The sequence below is a fragment of the Shewanella sp. 10N.286.52.E4 genome, assembly GCF_041468785.1.
Classification (GTDB): domain Bacteria; phylum Pseudomonadota; class Gammaproteobacteria; order Enterobacterales; family Shewanellaceae; genus Shewanella; species Shewanella electrodiphila.
The window spans coordinates 164,475-184,342 of the sequence record NZ_JBFRJJ010000006.1 but is presented as its reverse complement, the minus strand read 5'-3'; the positions used below and the strand labels follow the sequence as shown (position 1 = coordinate 184,342).

Below are 19,868 nucleotides of genomic sequence, written 5' to 3'. Positions count from 1 at the left end.
ATTTCACGACTAGTTGAGAGTTAAACACTAATTATTATTGATTAATCTTGTTTAGAAGCTGTAACAAGGTTTGTTGTTCTTGCTCATCTAACCGTGCAAGGCACTTTTGATTAACCCACTCAGCTTCGTGAATGAGGTCTTGCTCTAACGCCTTTCCTGCATCGGTTAAAAATATTTGAAAAGCACGGCGATTATCAGACTCCTGATGACGGGTAATGTAGCCTTGGACCTGAAGCTGATCTAACAGACGAGTCATGGTGTAGTTGGCGACATCACAAAGCTTAGATAGCTCTGTTTGACTGATGCCCTCTTCTTGCCATAAAGAAAATAGAACTGGCCAGAGTTTAATGTCGAGATCATAACGCTTAAGGCGCTGATCAAGCTCATTTTGCAGCATGATATTAAGGTGAGATACTTGATAATAAAGACTTTCATAACGTTTCATAAACCGCTCCTACATGCTCATCAACCCTTAGCTACTGGTCTGATAACGAATCAAGCTAAGAATACGACTGTTGAGTTGTACTTTAGATTACTATCATATAAACAGGTTATCATTCAATACAGGATCTAGTACGTATAAGACCGTAATTTTAGTCAGTCTGTTACAAATTGATTAATATATCGGTAGTAACAAGCACGGCCTAATCCCGCTTTAACGCCCCTTTCTATATTTATTTCAATGGCATCTTCTAATAACGCCACTTCAGATATATTAGCTATAGCATGCTCAGTACCAATACTACTAATGAATGTTAATCCATCTTTATCGTCTAGCTGGTAATCAACTAACACAATTGCGTGTCGTTTAACCGTGACTTTGACTTTTTCTACTGGCGTTATCAGAAAGTATTCGCCATTAATACAATTAAGGACACTAGCAAATAACTTAGCAAATTTGGCAGGTAACGGGCTATCAAGGTAAAACCACTCACCTTCACTATTAATATCAAACATAGGCGTTTCACTGCATAGCGGTGCAGATTCATCAGTATTTGATTTAGAGTGTAAATGCGTTTGAGTTTTTGATTGGGTTAAGCTGAGTTGTTTTAGCTGTGCCGAAACACTGATAGCATTTTTCGAGGCGGTTTTTGTCATCTATCAACTCCCTTTTGATACCACTCTATGTCGTTATTTAGCGGCAACAATAACTGGCGCGAAGAATTAAAAAGTAACTCGCACCAGTCATGTCTAAAGCTTATTCGACTTTCATTATTAGCTTCGTTATTGAGCTTCGTTAGCTGCCTTTAGTAATTGTAATAAAGCTTCAATGGGGTGCTTAGGTTTAAAGCCTGCAAAACGTTTGACTTGGCTGCGACAAGAATAACCAGACACTAATACTTGTGTTTTATCGTCAATGCCATCTAATGTCGGCTGCCATGACATAGCAAAGAGCTTGCTAGAGCGGCCAAGGTTATCTTGTTCGTGACCATAAGTGCCCGCCATACCGCAACAACCCACGTTAATCACATCAAAATCGGCGCCAAAGTGACTAAACACCTTTTTCCATTCTGATGGCGTGGCTGGTTTAGCAGTTGATTCTGTGCAATGACTGAACCAACTGAATTTCTGCTCTGTTTGTGCAAGTTGTGGTAAGCCTTTAATGGCATCTGTTAGCCATTCATTGGCCAATAGGACTTCAAAGTTACCACGCTTGTCACCTAATACTTCTTTGTATTCGTCGCGGTAACACAAGACTAACGCGGGATCTAACCCCACCATCGGCATATTTAAGCCATGAACTTGATTTAAAAAGTCTGCGCTAGACTGCGCAGTTTTAGCAAATTTATCTAAAAATCCCTTAATATGAGTCGGTTTACCATTAGGCTTAAACGGCAATAATACGGGTTTAAGGCCCATTTCTTTAATCAATTGAATAAAGCGGAATACTAACTCTGCATCATAGAAACTATTGAAAGGATCTTGCACCACTAAGACATACTTTTCCCGTTCAGATCCTGGGATCCCTTGTAGCGCTTCTAAATCATAACCACGGCTTTCATGGCCATCTAAACGTTGTTTTAATGTTGGCACTGACAAAGCGGGGGCATCAACATAACCAATCGACTTTTTGATAACCCATTGGCTCAGTTTATTCTGCGAAGCTAAATTGGTGACCTTTGGCATCGCTGCCATCATTGGCAACATATCTTCGATACCCGCGACAAGGTAATCTTTCGCTGGTCGCATATAGCGCTTGTAATAAATATTGAAAAACTGCGCTCTAAACTTAGGTACATCGACCTTAACAGGGCACTGACCAGAACAGGCTTTGCAGGCTAAACAACCTTTTAAAGATTCCATCACTTCATGGGAATAGTCATAATCTCGGGTGCTGTTAAGGCTATTTTGCGCCCGTTGCATGATGCTTAATGGTTTTGATTTTGCAAGAGCATCAAGATCAACGCCTTCAGCTTCTAATAATCGCAGCCATTCACGCATTAAGCCACTACGGCCTTTTGGTGAGTGAATACGATCGCCAGTCGCTTTAAAAGACGGACACATAAATGAATAACTGCTGTAGTTAAAACACAGACCGTTACCATTACAGTTCATCACATCAGGAAATGCATCTCTGGTTTCAATAGGGATTTGACGATCAAATTTACCGCGTTTAACACTATCTACGTTAAACATCATTGGGCCACTGTTTTTAGGTGCCACCAACTTGCCTGGGTTTAATCTATTTTCAGGGTCGAATAAACCTTTGATGTCTTCAAGCTCACCATAAAGCTCGTCGCCAAATACCGCAGGACCATATTCGCCGCGCACGCCTTTACCGTGCTCGCCCCACATCAAACCACCATATTTAAGCGTCAGCTCGGCCACTTGATCAGATATGGTTTTTAATAATTTTTCGTCAGCCTCATCGCACATATCCAGCGCTGGACGAACATGTAAAACCCCCGCGTCCACATGGCCAAACATGCCATATTTGAGATCATGCCCATCTAATAAGTCGCGAAACTCCATAATAAAATCTGCGAGGTTTTCAGGCGGAACAGCGGTATCTTCAGCAAACGCTAATGGTTTACGGCGTCCCTTTGTTGCGCCCAATAGCCCTACCGCTTTTTTACGCATAGCGTAAATTTTATTGATACTCGGTTTATCTGAAGTGATTTGATAACCAACAACACCAGCCTCTTCATTGGCTAATTGCCTTGCTAAAACGACCTCTAGCTTACCAATACGTTGCTTAACATCATCTTCATCACCAGCAAACTCAACCATGTTGAGTCCTTCAATCACTTTATTAGGCACAGCTTCAATCAGGTGTGACACTGAATGCCAAATGATGTCTTCTCGGGCAAGATTTAACACTTTAGAATCGATGGTTTCTACCACTGTCGCACTCGCGGCAACTAACGATGGTGCATGACGCAGCGCTGATTCAAACGAGTCATATTTAATATTCAACATCATCCGCGTATTAGGTAGCGGCGTGATATTCAATTTAGCTTCAGTTAGTACGGCTAAGGTACCTTCTGAGCCTGCTAATATGCGTGATAAATCAAATTGGGTTAAATCATCATTCCACACATGACGCAAATCGTAACCGGTTAAAAAGCGGTTTAAGGCAGGAAATTGCTTAATGATTAATTCACGCTTTTCATGACAACGCTTAGCGATATGGCGAATGATATTTTGAGCAAATGGATTAGGTTCAACTTCTTGAGTTAAGGCTGCATCTGCCTCAATTGGAGCTGTAGTTAATACGCTACCATCAACTAACACACTGGTGAGCCCTAATACATGATCTGAGGTTTTACCATAAACTAAAGAGCCCGCACCAGATGCGTCAGTATTAATCATACCGCCAACGGTGGCGCGATTTGAAGTTGATAAATCGGGACTAAAAAAGAAACCATGTGGTCTTAGGGCATCATTAAGCGCATCTTTTACCACACCCGCTTGCACTTTAACCCAGCCTTCTTCTGCATTGACTTCAATCACTTGATTCATGTGTCTTGAAACATCAAGGATCAACCCATGAGTTAACGACTGGCCATTGGTGCCCGTTCCGCCGCCACGAGCACTAAAAGTCACTTGCTTATATTGTGGGTCTGACGCCAAAGTGAGTACTAATTCGACATCTGTCTGATTAAGGGGATAAATGACTGCTTGTGGTAAAAACTGGTAAACAGAATTATCTGTGGCTTGAATCAGTCTGGCGCTGTAACGCTTATCTATTTCACCGGCAAAAGACGATGCTTCAAGGTCATCTAGAAAACGTAAATAAATAGGCTCTAAAGTTTGATGGTGAGATAGCAGCGGCAGCATATTCGACTTCTGTTTATAGTAATTTTGTGATCATTATAAACAAAAATAGAGCCGCTAAGTAGTTGAGTTAAAAATTTTCATTAGAAACATTCAATACAGTAACGACTTAATCATTAATAAAAACAATACACGTAAGCCATTGCTTCATATGCTAAATGAATAGTTAAAAACTTAAAAAAATTGCCATTAGTTGATTATGTAAGATTCATATTTCTTGAATATGATGATTAACCCTATTATTCAAATCTAATACAGGTAAATCTCAATTTAATCTGCAGATTTGAAACTTGAGCTCAAAAGCATCCATTACAGGTTAAATAGTGCAGGTATATGGTGCAGATTATTCACACTATTACGACTAATTCATATACCCACAGATTGAAAACCATTACAATGCGGCGCTTTTTAATAAACACTCCCACTTACACTCGGATATACACCCCATGAAACTCAGTAAAAGATTGCAGCAATTAGATGATATGGTCTTATCTGGCTACGATCATATTTGGGATTGTTGTTGCGATCATGGATTTCTAGGTGGGGCCTTATTAATGCGCCAAGCTGCGCCAAATATACACTTTGTTGATATCGTTGTTGAGTTAATGAATGAACTAGAGCAAAAATTAGTCCGACTTAATTCAAGCTCAAAGCTTAAGCCCACAGTCCAATCCAACTGGTTTACTCACTGTATAGATGTAGCAAAGCTTCCTTTAGACAAATATTGTGGTAAGCATTTAATCATTATTGCGGGTGTTGGCGGTGATTTAATGAATCAGTTTATCGATAGTATTCAAAAGCAGTATTCTGACTTAAATATCGATTTTTTACTTTGCCCTGTTCATCATCAATACAGCTTAAGACAGAATCTTATTTCGTTAGATTTTAGCTTAAAGCAAGAATGTTTAATTGAAGACAACAAACGTTTTTATGAAATTCTATTAGTTGCAAATTGTTCAAGTTCAGCTTGTAAGGCTGACTCATTAAACGCTAAGCAACATAAGACTTCGAAGGCTATATCTGAAGTCGGAGAGCAAATTTGGTTGAATAAAAGTGAAACTGAAAAAAGTGTGTCTTGGCGTTACCTCAACAAAACATTAAACCATTACCAACGTATACAGGTTGGGCGTAAACAAGAGGTGCAGCACATCATTAATGCTTATAAAGCAATTGATATGCCTCAAACGTTTGAGCAGTAATTTACTTATGCGCTATAACGTCCCATCGACGTTCGACTAAAACAGTCTTACTTGAGACTTTCTTAGCCGAGGGCTTCTTAGTCGGGACTTGTGTTATGTTTTGTTGATCAATAAATTGAGTTAACTCAGTAAAAACTCCAATATCATATGCCCTATAAGCTTGTTCACTCGACCAATACGTCAACACGAGATAATTATTAGAATCTTTTTCTCGTTGCCAAACATCACCACCAATAAACCCTGGTTGTTTTTGTAATGTAGGAACCCAAAAATCCTTTTGCTCAGCAATAAATTTTTGTTTATCAATGGCACCTTCACATGTAACCATGCTTATCAGTTGTATCTCAGGGATATCGAGAGCGTTTAAGCCCATTGTTAAAACATGCTGATGTCGATTAACCTGACATGCTAGATAAGTTGACGTTTGCTGGTTTTGTTCAATGATGTTGTCATGTGTAGATCCCATGAAATCAGTTAAACCTTGCTGTGATTGCCATAATCCAATGACAACGGCTTGATTGTAACTATCCGAACTATGTTCCCTGCTAACTTGTTCACATTCCCCTTGCACCCAACCACCTAGCTGACCAATGAATCCCTCACAAGATGCAGTTAACCCCCACAGGCTTTGGCTATGAGTAAAACTTTGTATTTTCTCGTCCGTTACCTGACAAATAATGATTTTAGCTAATGTCATTTGAATCTATCCTTTTATTCATCAATCTCAATTTACACTTAAGAACAAACATAGCATGACTTAAAAAAGCCACTATATGTGCCTAGCTGCTATAAACTAACAAGAAGTCCTAATAACTAAAAAAAGCGCAGATTAGGCTCAATTTACAGGCAAAAAAAAGCCGCATTTAAGCGGCTTTTTCAAGCTAACTAAGTTAGCTTAACTTAAACAGCAATTACGCATGTTCTTCAGCAAGGTATAACCAAGTGTCGATTACTGTATCAGGGTTAAGTGATACGGTATCGATGCCTTGCTCAACTAACCATTGAGCGAAGTCCGCATGGTCTGATGGGCCTTGGCCACAAATCCCTACGTAAGCGCCCTTTGCTTTAGCCGCTTTGATTGCTAATGAAAGTAATGCTTTAACTGCATCATTACGCTCATCGAACAAGTGACTGATGATGCCAGAGTCGCGATCTAGACCTAACGTTAACTGAGTTAAATCGTTAGAGCCGATAGAGAAACCATCAAAGTGCTCCAAGAACTGGTCAGCCAATAAAGCGTTCGAAGGTAATTCACACATCATGATGACGCGTAAGCCATCTTTACCACGCTCAAGACCTTGCTCTTTTAGCAATTCAATCACTTGTGCAGCTTCATCAACCGTACGCACGAATGGGATCATGATTTCAACGTTTTTCAGACCCATATCGTTACGGACACGTTTAATTGCTTCACATTCTAGCGCGAAACAATCACGGAATGATTCAGAGATATAACGACTTGCACCACGGAAGCCCAACATTGGGTTTTCTTCTTCAGGCTCGTAACGGTCACCACCAACAAGGTTAGCGTATTCGTTAGACTTAAAGTCTGACATACGTACGATAACTTTCTTAGGATAGAACGCACTACCAATCGTTGCGATACCTTCAACCAGACGAGCAACATAGTATTCAACTGGAGATTCATAACCTGCAATCATCTCGTTGATTTCTTGTTGTAGCTCAGCAGGTTGAGAGTTGAAATCAAGCAATGCTTTAGGGTGAATACCAATCATGCGGTTGATAATGAACTCAAGACGCGCAAGACCAACACCTTCATTAGGAAGACGAGCAAAATCAAATGCACGATCAGGGTTACCCACGTTCATCATGATTTTCATCGGTAGTTCAGGTAATGAATCAACACGGTTAGTGATGACTTCAAAGTCTTGCTTACCATCGTAAATGAAACCTGTATCACCTTCAGCACATGAAACCGTCACAACTTGACCATTTTGAATACGGTCAGTTACGTCACCACAACCAACAACGGCTGGAACACCAAGTTCGCGAGCAATAATTGCTGCGTGACAAGTACGGCCGCCACGGTTTGTAACAATAGCGCTTGCGCGCTTCATGATAGGTTCCCAATCAGGATCCGTCATGTCAGTAACGAGTACATCACCAGGTTCAATTTGATCCATATCTTCGATAGAGGCTAATACTTTAGCAACACCGGTACCGATTTTATGACCAATGGCACGACCTTCACAAACGACATCACCTTGAGTTTTTAAGTGGTAACGTTCGATTAATTGTACATCTTCACGGCTACGAACCGTTTCTGGACGGGCTTGAACGATATATAACTTACCGTCATTGCCATCTTTTGCCCATTCGATGTCCATTGGACGGCCATAATGTTGCTCAATAATGACGGCTTGTTTAGCCAATTCCATGACTTCTTCGTCATTGATTGAGAAAATGCTACGTTGTTCTGCAGGGATATCTTCGATCTTCACTTGCTTACCATGTGAAGCATCGTCAGAGTAAACCATTTGAATCAACTTGCTGCCGATATTACGGCGCACAACGGCTTGATGCCCTTGCGCTAAAATTGGTTTGTGAACATAAAATTCATCAGGATTAACCGCACCTTGTACTACCATTTCACCTAGACCAAATGATGAAGTGATGAAAACAACGTCGTTGTTACCTGACTCAGTGTCCATAGTGAACATAACACCAGAAGACGCTTTATCTGAACGAACCATGCGTTGAACGCCAGCAGATAATGCCACACCTTGGTGCTCATAACCTTGGTGAACACGGTATGAAATTGCACGATCGTTAAAGAGCGAAGCGTAAACATGCTTAATAGCAAGTAATACAGCATCAAAGCCTTTAACGTTTAGGAATGTTTCTTGTTGGCCTGCAAAAGATGCATCTGGCATATCTTCAGCTGTTGCTGATGAACGCACTGCAAATGAGGCTTCTTGCGTCTCACTAGAAAGTTGCTCGTAAGCTTCACGAATCGCATCTTCTAGTTCCGGTTGAAATGGGGTATCGATAACCCACTGTCTAATCTGTGCACCAACTTTCGCTAATTCATTAACGTCATCAACATCCAATGTTGCTAGAATATCGAAAATTTTCTGGTTAACACCACTTTGCTCTAGAAACTCATTAAACGCATAAGAAGTTGTAGCAAATCCACCTGGGACTTGAACACCTGCGTTTGCTAGGTTACTGATCATCTCACCAAGTGACGCATTCTTACCGCCAACTTTGTTTACATCACCCATTCCTAGTTCTTGATACCAGAGTATGTATTGCTGCACAGTTATCTCTCCACAAGTTTATTTCAATGGCCCCTTCACACGAGGGCAGAGGCATTCTACACTCCACCACAACAACCGTAAATGTATAATTTTATTTGTAATTTTATTACTACAAGAGGCTGAAATGACACCAAAAGTATTCTACATATCAGATGGGACCGCGATCACAGCAGAAGTATTTGGCCACGCAGTACTGTCGCAATTTCCAGTTGAATTTGAAGCACTTACCATTCCATTTATTGACAGTGTAGCCAAAGCTGAAAAGGTGAAGCAACAAATCAATGATAGTTTTATTACAACAAGCTTAAGACCCGTTGTGTTCCATTCGATAGTAAATTCCGACATTCGCGATATTATTTTCTCAAGCGAAGGGCTAGATTATGATTTTTTGAACACCTTTGTTTCGCCACTAGAACAACAACTAGGTATAAAAGCAGCGCCAGTTATTAACCGAACTCACGGCAAGAGCACCGCTAACGAAGCTTATGACAACCGTATTGATGCGATTAATTTCACTTTAGATAATGATGATGGTCAAACCATGAAACACATGGATAAAGCCGACATTATTTTACTCGGTGTTTCCCGTTGCGGAAAAACACCATCAAGCTTGTATCTTTCTATGCAGTTTGGCATCAAAGCGGCCAACTACCCTTTTGTAGAAGACGATATGGATAACTTAAAGTTGCCAGAAGCATTAAAACGAAATAAGTCTAAATTATTTGGCTTAACGATTGATCCCAATCGCTTGCATGAGATCCGCCAAGGGCGTATGGAAAACAGCCGTTACTCATCGTTAAGACAATGTCGTATCGAAGTGAAAGAAGTAGAAATGCTATATAAGAAAGAGCGCATTCCGTTCGTCAATACAACCTACCATTCAGTAGAAGAGATATCGGCAAGAATTCTTGATATTACAGGCTTGAAACGACATATGTTTTAACTCTGCTACAACTAGGCAGTCATTGATAAAAAGTCTACCTATATATGCCGAGAATGTTAAACACACAACATTTTCGGCTAACTTATTCCTATTTGACCGCTTTTGTTCTCTATCTAAGTCGATTTCAACGTGTCTAACGCTAACTAATTAGTTATAATCCCGAGCAATATGATGTTAATTCATCGCAAACATGCTCGGTAAAATGAATGACAATTAAAACTGACGAACTACGTACCTCCCTTTTATGTAAGGTAATTTCACCTGCGCAACTCGCATCTGAATATCCACTAACCCAAGATGCTGCTGACTACTTAGTTGAGCAACGTCGTGAAGTTGAAGCCATTATTGCAGGCGAAGATCAACGATTGCTGGTTATCATCGGCCCTTGTTCAATTCACGATACTGAAGCGGCTTTAGATTATGCTCAACGTTTAGCAGCACTTCATCACGAACTTAAAGACGATTTGTGTATCGTTATGCGTGTTTACTTTGAAAAACCACGCACTATCGTAGGCTGGAAAGGCTTAATTTCAGATCCTGACTTAGACGGTAGCTTTAGCCCAAATAAAGGCTTAAGAATGGCGCGTCATTTATTACAGCAAATCACTGAACTTAAATTACCAATTGCCACAGAGTTTTTAGATATGGTCAATGGTCAGTACATTGCCGATCTCATCACTTGGGGCGCAATCGGTGCACGTACCACTGAAAGCCAAATTCACCGTGAAATGGCCTCAGCATTATCGTGCCCTGTTGGCTTTAAAAACGGCACAGATGGCAACATCAACATTGCTGTTGATGCAGTTCGTGCAGCGCAAGTTCCACATATTTTCTACTCACCAGATAAAGATGGTGCAATGGCTGTTTACCGCACTCACGGTAACCCTTATGGTCATATCATTTTACGTGGCGGTAAAAAACCAAACTACTCAGCGGAAGATGTAGAAATCGTCCGTTCACAGCTAGAAACTGTTGGTGTCACTCAACGTATCGTCGTTGATTTTAGCCATGGTAATAGCGAGAAGAAACATAAGAATCAGTTAAATGTTGCTGATAGCATCATGGAACAAATGCGCAGTGGTAGTACTGCAGTTGCTGGTATCATGGCAGAAAGCTTTATGATTGAAGGCAATCAAAAAGTTGTTGAAGATCAGCCTTTAACTTACGGCCAAAGCATTACTGATGCATGTTTGCATTGGGAAGATTCTGAAAAATTATTACGTGACTTAGCGCAAGCGTCAAAAGACCGTAAAGCACTACTTAACAAGTAATTTTACTATTACGTAATGTAAAAAAAGCCAATCAGTGATGATTGGCTTTTCTTTTTGTATTACTCGTTAACCATGACCTACCATTCATTCAAACCCAAAGAGCAGATGACTGTTCTTCTTCAATTGAGATGAGTGATAATTTTTTAAATAAATGATTAATTGTCATAAAGCTCTCAACCAACTTCGGATCAAAATGCTTCCCTTTTCCTTCAAGAATTAACCCAACAGCATCTTGATGACTAAACGGTTTTTTATAGCATCTTGGGGACGTTAACGCATCATACACGTCAACTAGCGCCACAATACGAGCAGACAGCGGAATATCATCGCCTGCAAGCCCTTTGGGGTAACCACTACCATCCCATTTTTCATGATGTCCTCCAGCTATATCACTGCCCATCTTGATAAAATTACAATCTGGCGCGTAGCGAGTAATACTTTCAAGAACAGACGAGCCTATTACTGGGTGCGCTTTAATTTGTTCGAACTCTTCAGGTGTTAATCTTCCAGGTTTAAGTAAAATAGCATCCGCAATGCCGACTTTACCAATATCATGAAGTACCGATGATAGGGTTATTTCCTCAATAAATGAGAGTGTTAACTCGTCAGGGGCATCACGCTCACTGTATCTTTGTTTCGCCAACATAGAAGCATATTGCTGCATTCTCAATAAATGCGCACCTGTTTCATTGTCTCGGTATTCTGCCAACTTAGCTAAGCCAATCACTGTCGCTCTTCTTGACGTTAATGTACTTTCTAAAGAGTTAGATAATTTATCCAGTAAAAACGCCGTAGACATTGTCACAATCGCATTGGTAGCAACAAAATTAATCACCACTACCAACCAAATAACCACGCTGTAACCTTCAATATCTGGCCATATATGCCAATCAAGATAAAATGCCGCACCCAAAAGTATCAGAGAAATAAAATTAAATATTTGGGCAAACTTACTGGCCTGACTACCAAGTAAAATACAGGTCAACGGCGGGAACATAAACAGCCAAAAGAAGCCTGCTCCGCTTGGGCCAATAGCGATTAAAAAACCTACACCTATACAGTAAGATAAACCGCAACCAATTAAAAATCGTCTTCTGTCACTGAGTTTATTATCCCAAATAATAAACAGTAAAATGGCATACACTATGGTGTCAAAAACCGCCATTAATAAAAGATCAGATTGAATACACAAGTACACACTTGTGAAGTATACGGGGATGCAAATAATAGCTAATAAACCAAATATTCGATTGAATATAATTCTTCGCCAATAAGATAACGAATCATTGAGGGTTATTGGCTCAGAGAATAGGTTTCCCACCACTGACATAATTCTTCCTTGAAGTACAACGCGTTTAACTGTCACGCTTGTTCCAGTATCAATAATTATTGTTAACTTCTTCGAAATTGCAATAAATTACAGAATGCCAAAATAAATGGTCACATAAATGACTAAGTAAATTATGTTGTTATCTAAAGCTGATGTGATTAAGCTTTGAAAATTAAACTACAAAATGAAATATCAAAAGGATTTGTTATGATTAAGTCTGGCTCTCAATTAGCCTGTATCAGCCTATTAGCAGGATGCTTATGTTTCTCGACATACACCTTTGCCTCTTCTCAAGATTTCACCCAAGCTTACCAAGCCTATAATCAAGCAGTGACTGCTGGCGATAAACAACAAACGGTATTATCAGCACAACAAGCATTTGACCTCGGTAAAAAACTATACGGCAAAGACAGTATAGATACGGCAAACTTAAGCTTTAACCTTGCCATTGCACTAGCAGAAAATAAGCAAGATAGTGAGTCGCAACCCTATTTTGATTTGACACTTGATTTGTACAAATCCCACTATGGCGATGAAAGTATTGAAATTATTGACCCTTTACTCACCTATGCAGACAAAACTAAAGATATAAAACTGGCTAAATCTCTGTTATCTGAGGCTCGTGACATAGCGCAAGACAGCGACAAGCCAATTCTTTATGCACATACCTTGTCAGCCAGTTTTACCAAATTGATTAATTCTAAATACGACAAGCCCTCTGTGCGCCGATATATTTTAAAAGCGAAACAAATTTACAGTGAAAACCTTCCCAACGATGCTGCCGTATTAGTAAACGCGAGATACGACAGTGCAGCAGTATATTTTGCAGATAAAAAATATGACAAAGCCGAAGCTGAATTATTAGAAGTCATCAATCAATATGAACGCCTCGAATATTCTCATCCTTATGAGTTAGCCTCACACGCTAAACTAGTGTCACTTTATAGCCAACGAGATGAGCCAGAACAAGCCACTGAACATTGCATTGCCATCGGCAGCATGAAGCCTTGGAGCCCTGATCAGCAGCAAACCCCTATTTACCGCGTAAATCCTAAATTTCCGCAATCTAAAGCCAAACGTCGCACTGAGGGCATGGTACAGCTAAGCTTTACCGTTGATGAACAAGGTTTTGTCATCAATCCAGAAATATTAAAATCTAAAGGTGGTAAAGCTTTTGAAACTGAAAGTATCAAAGTGCTGAAAGAATGGCGTTATGCCCCAAAGTTTGTTGATGGTAAACCTGTTAAAGCAGAATCAACGGTCCAATTAGATTATACCTTTGGTTAATTTGAACTACCGATTAAAGGAGGCTATAAGCCTCCTTTTTTATTTAAGTGTTTAATACTGACTACTCCCTTAGCGCTTGTAAACAATTCCTCCTTGCAACTTGTCCGCAAAACAATCAATTTAACTCAAAAGTTGACGAGCACGTCAACTTACCGTTATGGTCTTTAGCTAATGTTTGTTACAAACCAGTTAATTTTGAATTCATTTTTAAATAATTTGAGCGTCAATTCGGCAATAATATTCAAAATAATATCCAATTAAAGGAGCGCCTCTTGAACAATTCAAACAAATCCAGTGCCGCTATTTTGGGTGTGTTATTACTTGTTGGTTTATCAGTGATGGGATTATTACTGAAACAGGCGATTATTGAATACAAGTTATTGGATAGAAGTGTAACTGTTAAAGGGCTTGCTCAAAACGAATACCCAGCTGATGTCGTTATCTGGCCAATTCAATTTACTGCTGCTAGCAATGGTCTAGAGGCGCTTTATGAGCAAATTGATAGTCAGACAGCATTGATTAATCAATATCTAGTCAGTAATGAAATCACAACTGATGAAGTCACTCAATCCGCGCCTACTATTACGGATAAATTAGCGCAGCAATATGGTGGTAACCAAACAGTAGAATACCGCTACACCGCATTGCAGACCATAACAGTGTACTCTACTGACATTGAAAAAGTACGAAGTGCAATGCCGGAGTTAACCCAACTAGGTAAAAAAGGTATCGTTTTTTCACAAAACAATTACGACGCACAAATTGAATATATTTTCACACGTTTAAATGAAGTTAAACCGCAAATGATAGAACAGTCGACCCGCAATGCACGTTTAGTGGCCGACAAATTTGCCAAAGACTCTGATAGCCAACTAGGAAAAATTAAACGCGCAAGTCAGGGTCAATTTAGCATCAGCAATCGCGATAAGAATAATCCACATATCAAACGCGTTAGAGTGGTATCAACGATTGAATACTACCTTGCTGATTAAGTTAACCCTAACCATAGGAGGACAAGATGGACAGTCACTATAGAAAACAATTAAACCGAAGATACTTTACAGGGCTATTGATGACATTTGGCCTGATCACTATTTTAGCTATTTTGATGTTTAGCAGTGGTTTAATTGCAGCCGAGATATCCAATACAAAAAAAACTAATTCAGAACAGCTAACAGACGTTAAAACCAAAACGATATTTCTTGTTCGACATGCTGAAAAAGAATCGGGAAATGACCCTTTCCTCACAGCTGAAGGCAAAATACGCGCGCAAAACTTATCAAATTTGCTTCAATCAGTGCCTTTAGATGCCATTTACAGCACAGATTATAATCGTACCCAAGATACCGCAAAGCCAACAGCATCAGTTCAGTCATTAACGATTACTAGCTATAACCCACGCAAATTGTCTGACTTTGCAACAGCAATAAAAGCCAATCACCACCAGCGGATACTCATTGTTGGCCATAGTAATACCACTCCTGAACTGGTCAGTTTATTAGGTGGCATTGCAGGAGATGAAATTGTGGAAGCAACTGAGTTTAATCGATTATACATTCTGACCATTGATCACCAGGAACAACAAACCAGCTCAGTTTTATTAAGGTACTAGTTGTTAAGGTACTAGCTTAAAAAATTAGGCCGCACTTTGTTTTATCGTAGTTGATTTTAATACTATTGATTTTCATCACTCCCCCCCCTGATATTAATCTAAATATTCATCTAAATTTAGCTTTACTGAAATTCAACGACCAGACAATTCTTTCGGAGTGTTTATGCTTAAATGTGACTTACACGATTACATCGAAATAATCTGCCTTTACCGATATCGCGTAGAGTTAACCATGAAAGATAACGCTATTATCGAAGGGGTGTTTTTTGATACTGGATTTAGCGGGGAAAAGTCCGATTCGGCCTGTAAATCAATTGACAAAGTAGAGGTCATTAAAGGCCAATTAAGCAAGAATCAACAGCCTGTCACCGTCGAAATCGACAATGTAAAACACATCAGGGTACTTACTGAAAATGCAAAGTTTACCCACTTAACCTTAAGTGATGACTAGGGCGTGCTGAGTTTCACTACCTATTTCGTGACGTTATCCGTATAATCCGCCATCCAACTAGAAGTACTAAAAATAAAATTAGGTAGTTGAATGCCCTTTACAAGTAACGTATCACCACAAGATAACCCATCATTTCCTGAAGATATCACTGCTCGAATTGAGCAATCTGAAGCAAAGGTCATCAAAGCGATATTTCCATCAAATACCAATCATCACAACACGTTATTTGGTGGTGATGCATTAGCATGGATGGATGAGACCGCATTTATTGCCGCGACACGCTTTTGCCGAAAAGCGTTAGTGACGGTCAGTTCAGATCGAATAGATTTTAAAAAAGCCATTCCCGCTGGCAGTTTAGCTGAATTGGTCGCGCGAGTGATTCATGTGGGTAATACTTCATTGAAAGTTGAAGTGAATATATTCGTTGAGGATATGTACCAAGATTTACGAGAGCATGCGATTCGAGGCGTATTTACTTTTGTCGCCGTCGATGAAGACAGAAACCCTATTCCAGTTTGGCAGTCAGCAGACATTGCTAAAGAACTCCTCTAACTGACCATATCAATTTTCATTAGCAAATAAGCATAATGAACCAAGGGTTATACACGAAATAACCTTTGCTCAATTCAGTTCAACTATGGCGGCCTATATCATAGGAATAATTAAATTATTTACTAGAATAGGCGCCATTAATGAACAAGTTACTCATTGGACTCAGCATTAGTATTATGACTTCAAGTGCTTATGCCGAAGAAGTCATCGAGAAAGAAGTGCAAGATATGTCAGATCCATTAGCGGTATACACCCAAGTTGGCGGTGGCATTACTGATGCTGGACTTAATTTAAAACTTGGTCAAACCTATGATACAAACAACCCAGAAACTATGGGCATGAATATCATTGAAGTGAAAGGGTTTGCTGGCGAATTAACCGGTTGGAATGGTTCATCAGATACTAACTCCATTAACTCTATGCGTTTTAGAAACTTTGGTGTTGATCTGACTAATGGCCGTGGTTCTCAATTTGATGCTCAATGGGATTTCGCTTCTAACCAAGGCAGCGCATCTTATAGCTTTATTCAAGCTTTACCAAAAATGGGGCCAGTTAACCTCTACCCATTAGCGGGTGCTGGTATTGCTGTTGGTGAGCCATTTGATGGTAGTACTGGTTCTGGAGTTACCGACCGTTACGACATGCATGGCAGTTTTTATGTTGTTGGTATGTATTCTAAAATTGAAATTAACGACAAAATATGGCTGAACTATAACCCAATGTTCTTGGGTGCAATTTCAGGTTCTGAAGCCTTTAAATCGAGTGGTTTTTCAGGCGATGATAGCGTATTAACCCATGAGTTTGCGGTAAGCTATCAATTTACTCCGACACAAAACCTACGTCTATTTGCCAACTGGGATGAAAATACCCGTTTTGGTAAAGGTGAATTCAGAGTCGAATACAACAAACAACTTTAATCGCTTTGAACTGAATCAACATCGATATCATCGAGCTGTTGAACGACAATATTGAAATTAAATCTTAAGTCTATAAACATACTTCTACACTTGCCATTAATTAGATTTATCGTTAAACAACAGGAGTCATATCATGACTCCTGTATTTTCTGCTCTAGCGAACAATACTTTCACCTCAAAGTTTATTATTAGACAAAAGTCTAAGCCATAATATTATTTAACTGTTTTCGTTATACTCTTGCACTTTAGCGTGGATCGATAACCAAGTTATCTGTTACATTAAAATTACCTTCACGTGCAACCAAGACAACTAAAAAGCCATGAAGCTACAAAATTTAAATATAATTATTGCTGATGACCATCCCTTATTTCGTAATGCACTGAGACAAGCATTGAATAATGCTTTTCAAGGTACGAATTGGTTTGAAGCTGACAGTGCTGAAGCGCTGCAAACTATTCTTGATGATAAAGCCACAGATCTTGATTTGATTCTTCTCGATCTTCAAATGCCGGGTTCTCACGGTTACTCGACTTTGATTCACCTGCGAGGCCATTATCCAGATATTCCAGTGGTGGTTATTTCTGCCCATGAAGATATTCAGACTATTAGCCGTGCGATTCATTACGGTAGTTCTGGTTTCATTCCTAAATCAGCCTCTATGGACACCTTAAAACAAGCGCTCGATGCTGTGCTTTATGGTGACATATGGTTACCAGAAGGGACAGAAATCCTTGAAGTCGATGATGATCCTACAAGTCAGATGGCCAACAAATTATCAGACTTAACGCCACAACAGTATCGTGTATTACAGATGTTTGCTGAAGGTTTACTTAACAAGCAAATCGCCTATGACTTTGGTGTGTCCGAAGCGACAATTAAAGCCCATGCGACGGCCATATTTCGTAAACTAGGCGTAAGAAACCGCACCCAAGCCGTTATCGCACTACAGCAACTTGAAATGGAAAAGGTAGACTTATCTTAAACCATGTTTCTCAGTTACCCTTTTCACAAGCCTGTGAGAATAACAAAGGGCCGATACTTGTTGAGCTACAACGCATTTTTCAACACAACCAACAAGTATTAGAAATTGGCAGTGGTACAGGCCAACATAGTGTGCACTTTGCAGCCAACCTGCCACAATTAACTTGGCAAGCGAGTGATCAAAACAGCTACTTAACTCATTTAAATGCCCGCATCGAATTAGTCGGAACTCATAATTTATTACCAGCCTTTGGTTTAGATGTCATGCTTGATTGGCCTGTAAAAATGATCTCTGCCCAACTCGATGGTGTATTTAGTGCCAATACCTTACACATCATGAGTAAATCTATGGTTGAAGCCTTCTTCCAAGGTGTCGGCAACGCTCTTTTACCTAAAGCACAGCTAGTGATTTATGGACCTTTTAATTATCAAGGCCAATATAGTAGTGAAAGTAATGCGTCATTTGATGAATGGTTAAAACAAAATAACCCTCAGAGCGGGATCAGAGACATTGAATGGATAACCGCTTTGGCTGCACAACAATCCTTTACTTTAATCAATGACGTTGAAATGCCAGCCAATAACCGCTTACTGCACTTTGGTCGACATAAATAACCCTTGTTTATGTCGTTTTTCAAACACTAAAACCGTAATAACAAAGAGTTAACCTGTTAAAATATTGATGAAAAATTTGTAAGCTAATAGCGAATAAATTTTTCTGTTATCACACATAAGGAAAACGCATTATGGGTTCGGTTACCACTAAAAAACACCCAAACGGTTTAGATTATGTCGAAGTTAATACTGACTTGTGCCAAGCAAGTATTTTTCTTCAAGGCGCTCAAATAGATTATTTCCAACCAAAAGATAAAGCACCATTACTCTGGGTATCAAATGCTGATGACTATCAACCGGGTAATGGGATCCGCGGAGGCATTCCAGTATGTTGGCCTTGGTTCGGAGCCAGTCCAACCGAAGGGTTTCCACAGCATGGTTTTGCTAGAACCAGCATTTGGTCTTTAGCATCAGTCAAAATGCGTGATCAACTGGTTGATTTGACTTTCACTCTTAAAATTACCGAAGCCAACAAACAGTTCTGGCCCCATGATACTGAAGTCAGTGTGTTATTCACTCTAGGTGAAACACTGTCAGTGAGTATCGTTAATAAAAATAATGCCGATTACCCTGTAAACCTAACTCAAGCTTTACATACTTACTTCCCCATTGAAGATATCCATCAATTAACTGCTACAGGTTTTAGCGGCGCGAAATACATCGAATTTGGTAAAGGACCATATAACCAAGATTCAGATGAAGTTAGCTTTACTCGTGAAACGGATAGAGTCTATACCGATTTAGCGAGTACTCAGTTGCTCCATACTCCAAATGGCACTATTGAAGTCAGTCGTGAAAACAGTCAATCAGCTGTGCTTTGGAACCCTTGGATAGATAAATCCGAGCGACTCTCCCGCTTTAACGATAACGACTACCTCACAATGGTATGTCATGAAACAGCCAATGTGCTTGAAGACGAAGTGTCATTAGCACCAGGTGAAAGCCACACACTCACGACACACATCCGCTGGGTATAAAGCAGGCTTACAATAACATTCTAAGATTATTGCCTAAGCTTAACGAAACTAAATCTGTAAGCTCAGTTAGTAAACTGAGCGTAGATTGAATTAATAAACTCAATCTACGTTCGTTAGTTTAGGCATTATTGAATGATTGATTAGTTGATTAGTTGATTGAATGATTGAATGAT

Annotated in this window: 18 protein-coding genes; 12 read left to right on the top strand and 6 right to left on the bottom strand. The window is 39.7% G+C overall.

Annotated elements, in window-relative coordinates; all coding sequences use genetic code 11:
- Positions 1 to 34: 34 nt before the first annotated feature.
- The 3 genes from AB4153_RS03825 to AB4153_RS03815 form a co-directional block, all read right to left on the bottom strand.
- Entirely contained in the window at positions 35 to 445 is a 411-nt protein-coding gene (locus AB4153_RS03825; RefSeq protein ID WP_229369644.1) for a MarR family winged helix-turn-helix transcriptional regulator, read from the bottom strand.
- 152 nt (positions 446 to 597) lie between these two features.
- Positions 598 to 1,098, bottom strand: coding sequence for a DUF1285 domain-containing protein (locus AB4153_RS03820; RefSeq protein ID WP_303514294.1), 501 nt, complete (start codon positions 1,096 to 1,098; stop codon positions 598 to 600).
- Positions 1,099 to 1,224: 126 nt separating this feature from the next.
- Entirely contained in the window at positions 1,225 to 4,281 is a 3,057-nt protein-coding gene (locus AB4153_RS03815) for an FAD-binding and (Fe-S)-binding domain-containing protein (protein WP_371996436.1), read from the bottom strand.
- Positions 4,282 to 4,724: 443 nt separating this feature from the next.
- Here AB4153_RS03815 and AB4153_RS03810 point away from each other — a divergent pair, with 443 nt between their 5' ends.
- Positions 4,725 to 5,477 carry a tRNA (adenine(22)-N(1))-methyltransferase TrmK gene (locus AB4153_RS03810; RefSeq protein WP_371996435.1) on the top strand — a complete coding sequence of 251 codons (753 nt, stop codon included), beginning with the start codon at positions 4,725 to 4,727 and terminating at the stop codon, positions 5,475 to 5,477.
- A gap of 1 nt (position 5,478) precedes the next feature.
- On the opposite strand, the gene AB4153_RS03805 is transcribed toward AB4153_RS03810, so the two are convergent.
- Positions 5,479 to 6,174: a DUF4937 domain-containing protein gene (locus AB4153_RS03805; protein ID WP_371996434.1), complete on the bottom strand. Its 696-nt coding sequence runs from the start codon at positions 6,172 to 6,174 to the stop codon at positions 5,479 to 5,481.
- A 214-nt stretch (positions 6,175 to 6,388) separates the two neighbouring features.
- Entirely contained in the window at positions 6,389 to 8,758 is a 2,370-nt protein-coding gene (ppsA, locus tag AB4153_RS03800; RefSeq protein WP_229369003.1) for a phosphoenolpyruvate synthase, read from the bottom strand.
- 124 nt (positions 8,759 to 8,882) lie between these two features.
- On the opposite strand from ppsA, the gene AB4153_RS03795 reads away from it, so the two are divergent.
- A complete protein-coding gene (locus AB4153_RS03795; RefSeq protein WP_102528158.1) occupies positions 8,883 to 9,701 on the top strand; it encodes a pyruvate, water dikinase regulatory protein in 819 nt (272 codons plus the stop codon).
- Between the two features lie 206 nt (positions 9,702 to 9,907).
- Positions 9,908 to 10,972 (top strand): 3-deoxy-7-phosphoheptulonate synthase, encoded by a 1,065-nt coding sequence (locus tag AB4153_RS03790; protein ID WP_102528159.1) that lies wholly within the window; start codon positions 9,908 to 9,910, stop codon positions 10,970 to 10,972.
- An 88-nt stretch (positions 10,973 to 11,060) separates the two neighbouring features.
- Here the strand turns inward: AB4153_RS03790 and AB4153_RS03785 are convergent, their stop codons facing one another.
- Entirely contained in the window at positions 11,061 to 12,302 is a 1,242-nt protein-coding gene (locus tag AB4153_RS03785; protein WP_371996445.1) for an HD-GYP domain-containing protein, read from the bottom strand.
- 207 nt (positions 12,303 to 12,509) lie between these two features.
- On the opposite strand from AB4153_RS03785, the gene AB4153_RS03780 reads away from it, so the two are divergent.
- From AB4153_RS03780 to AB4153_RS03740, 9 genes are all read left to right on the top strand, one after another.
- Positions 12,510 to 13,589: a TonB family protein gene (locus AB4153_RS03780; protein ID WP_371996433.1), complete on the top strand. Its 1,080-nt coding sequence runs from the start codon at positions 12,510 to 12,512 to the stop codon at positions 13,587 to 13,589.
- A gap of 272 nt (positions 13,590 to 13,861) precedes the next feature.
- Positions 13,862 to 14,581, top strand: coding sequence for an SIMPL domain-containing protein (locus AB4153_RS03775; protein WP_371996432.1), 720 nt, complete (start codon positions 13,862 to 13,864; stop codon positions 14,579 to 14,581).
- A gap of 26 nt (positions 14,582 to 14,607) precedes the next feature.
- Positions 14,608 to 15,201: a histidine phosphatase family protein gene (locus tag AB4153_RS03770; RefSeq protein WP_102528163.1), complete on the top strand. Its 594-nt coding sequence runs from the start codon at positions 14,608 to 14,610 to the stop codon at positions 15,199 to 15,201.
- Between the two features lie 163 nt (positions 15,202 to 15,364).
- The gene (locus AB4153_RS03765) at positions 15,365 to 15,652 is read left to right on the top strand and encodes a Rho-binding antiterminator (RefSeq protein ID WP_371996430.1); all 288 of its coding nucleotides are present in this window, start codon (positions 15,365 to 15,367) and stop codon (positions 15,650 to 15,652) included.
- 90 nt (positions 15,653 to 15,742) lie between these two features.
- A complete protein-coding gene (locus AB4153_RS03760; protein ID WP_248955749.1) occupies positions 15,743 to 16,204 on the top strand; it encodes an acyl-CoA thioesterase in 462 nt (153 codons plus the stop codon).
- A gap of 140 nt (positions 16,205 to 16,344) precedes the next feature.
- A complete protein-coding gene (locus AB4153_RS03755) occupies positions 16,345 to 17,121 on the top strand; it encodes a hypothetical protein (protein WP_371996429.1) in 777 nt (258 codons plus the stop codon).
- 320 nt (positions 17,122 to 17,441) lie between these two features.
- Positions 17,442 to 18,104 (top strand): response regulator transcription factor, encoded by a 663-nt coding sequence (locus AB4153_RS03750; protein WP_102528166.1) that lies wholly within the window; start codon positions 17,442 to 17,444, stop codon positions 18,102 to 18,104.
- Entirely contained in the window at positions 18,098 to 18,718 is a 621-nt protein-coding gene (locus tag AB4153_RS03745; RefSeq protein WP_102528167.1) for a DUF938 domain-containing protein, read from the top strand. Before AB4153_RS03750 ends, AB4153_RS03745 begins: the two co-directional genes overlap by 7 nt.
- Positions 18,719 to 18,849: 131 nt before the next feature.
- Entirely contained in the window at positions 18,850 to 19,695 is an 846-nt protein-coding gene (locus AB4153_RS03740; RefSeq protein WP_371996428.1) for a D-hexose-6-phosphate mutarotase, read from the top strand.
- Positions 19,696 to 19,868: the final 173 nt, after the last annotated feature.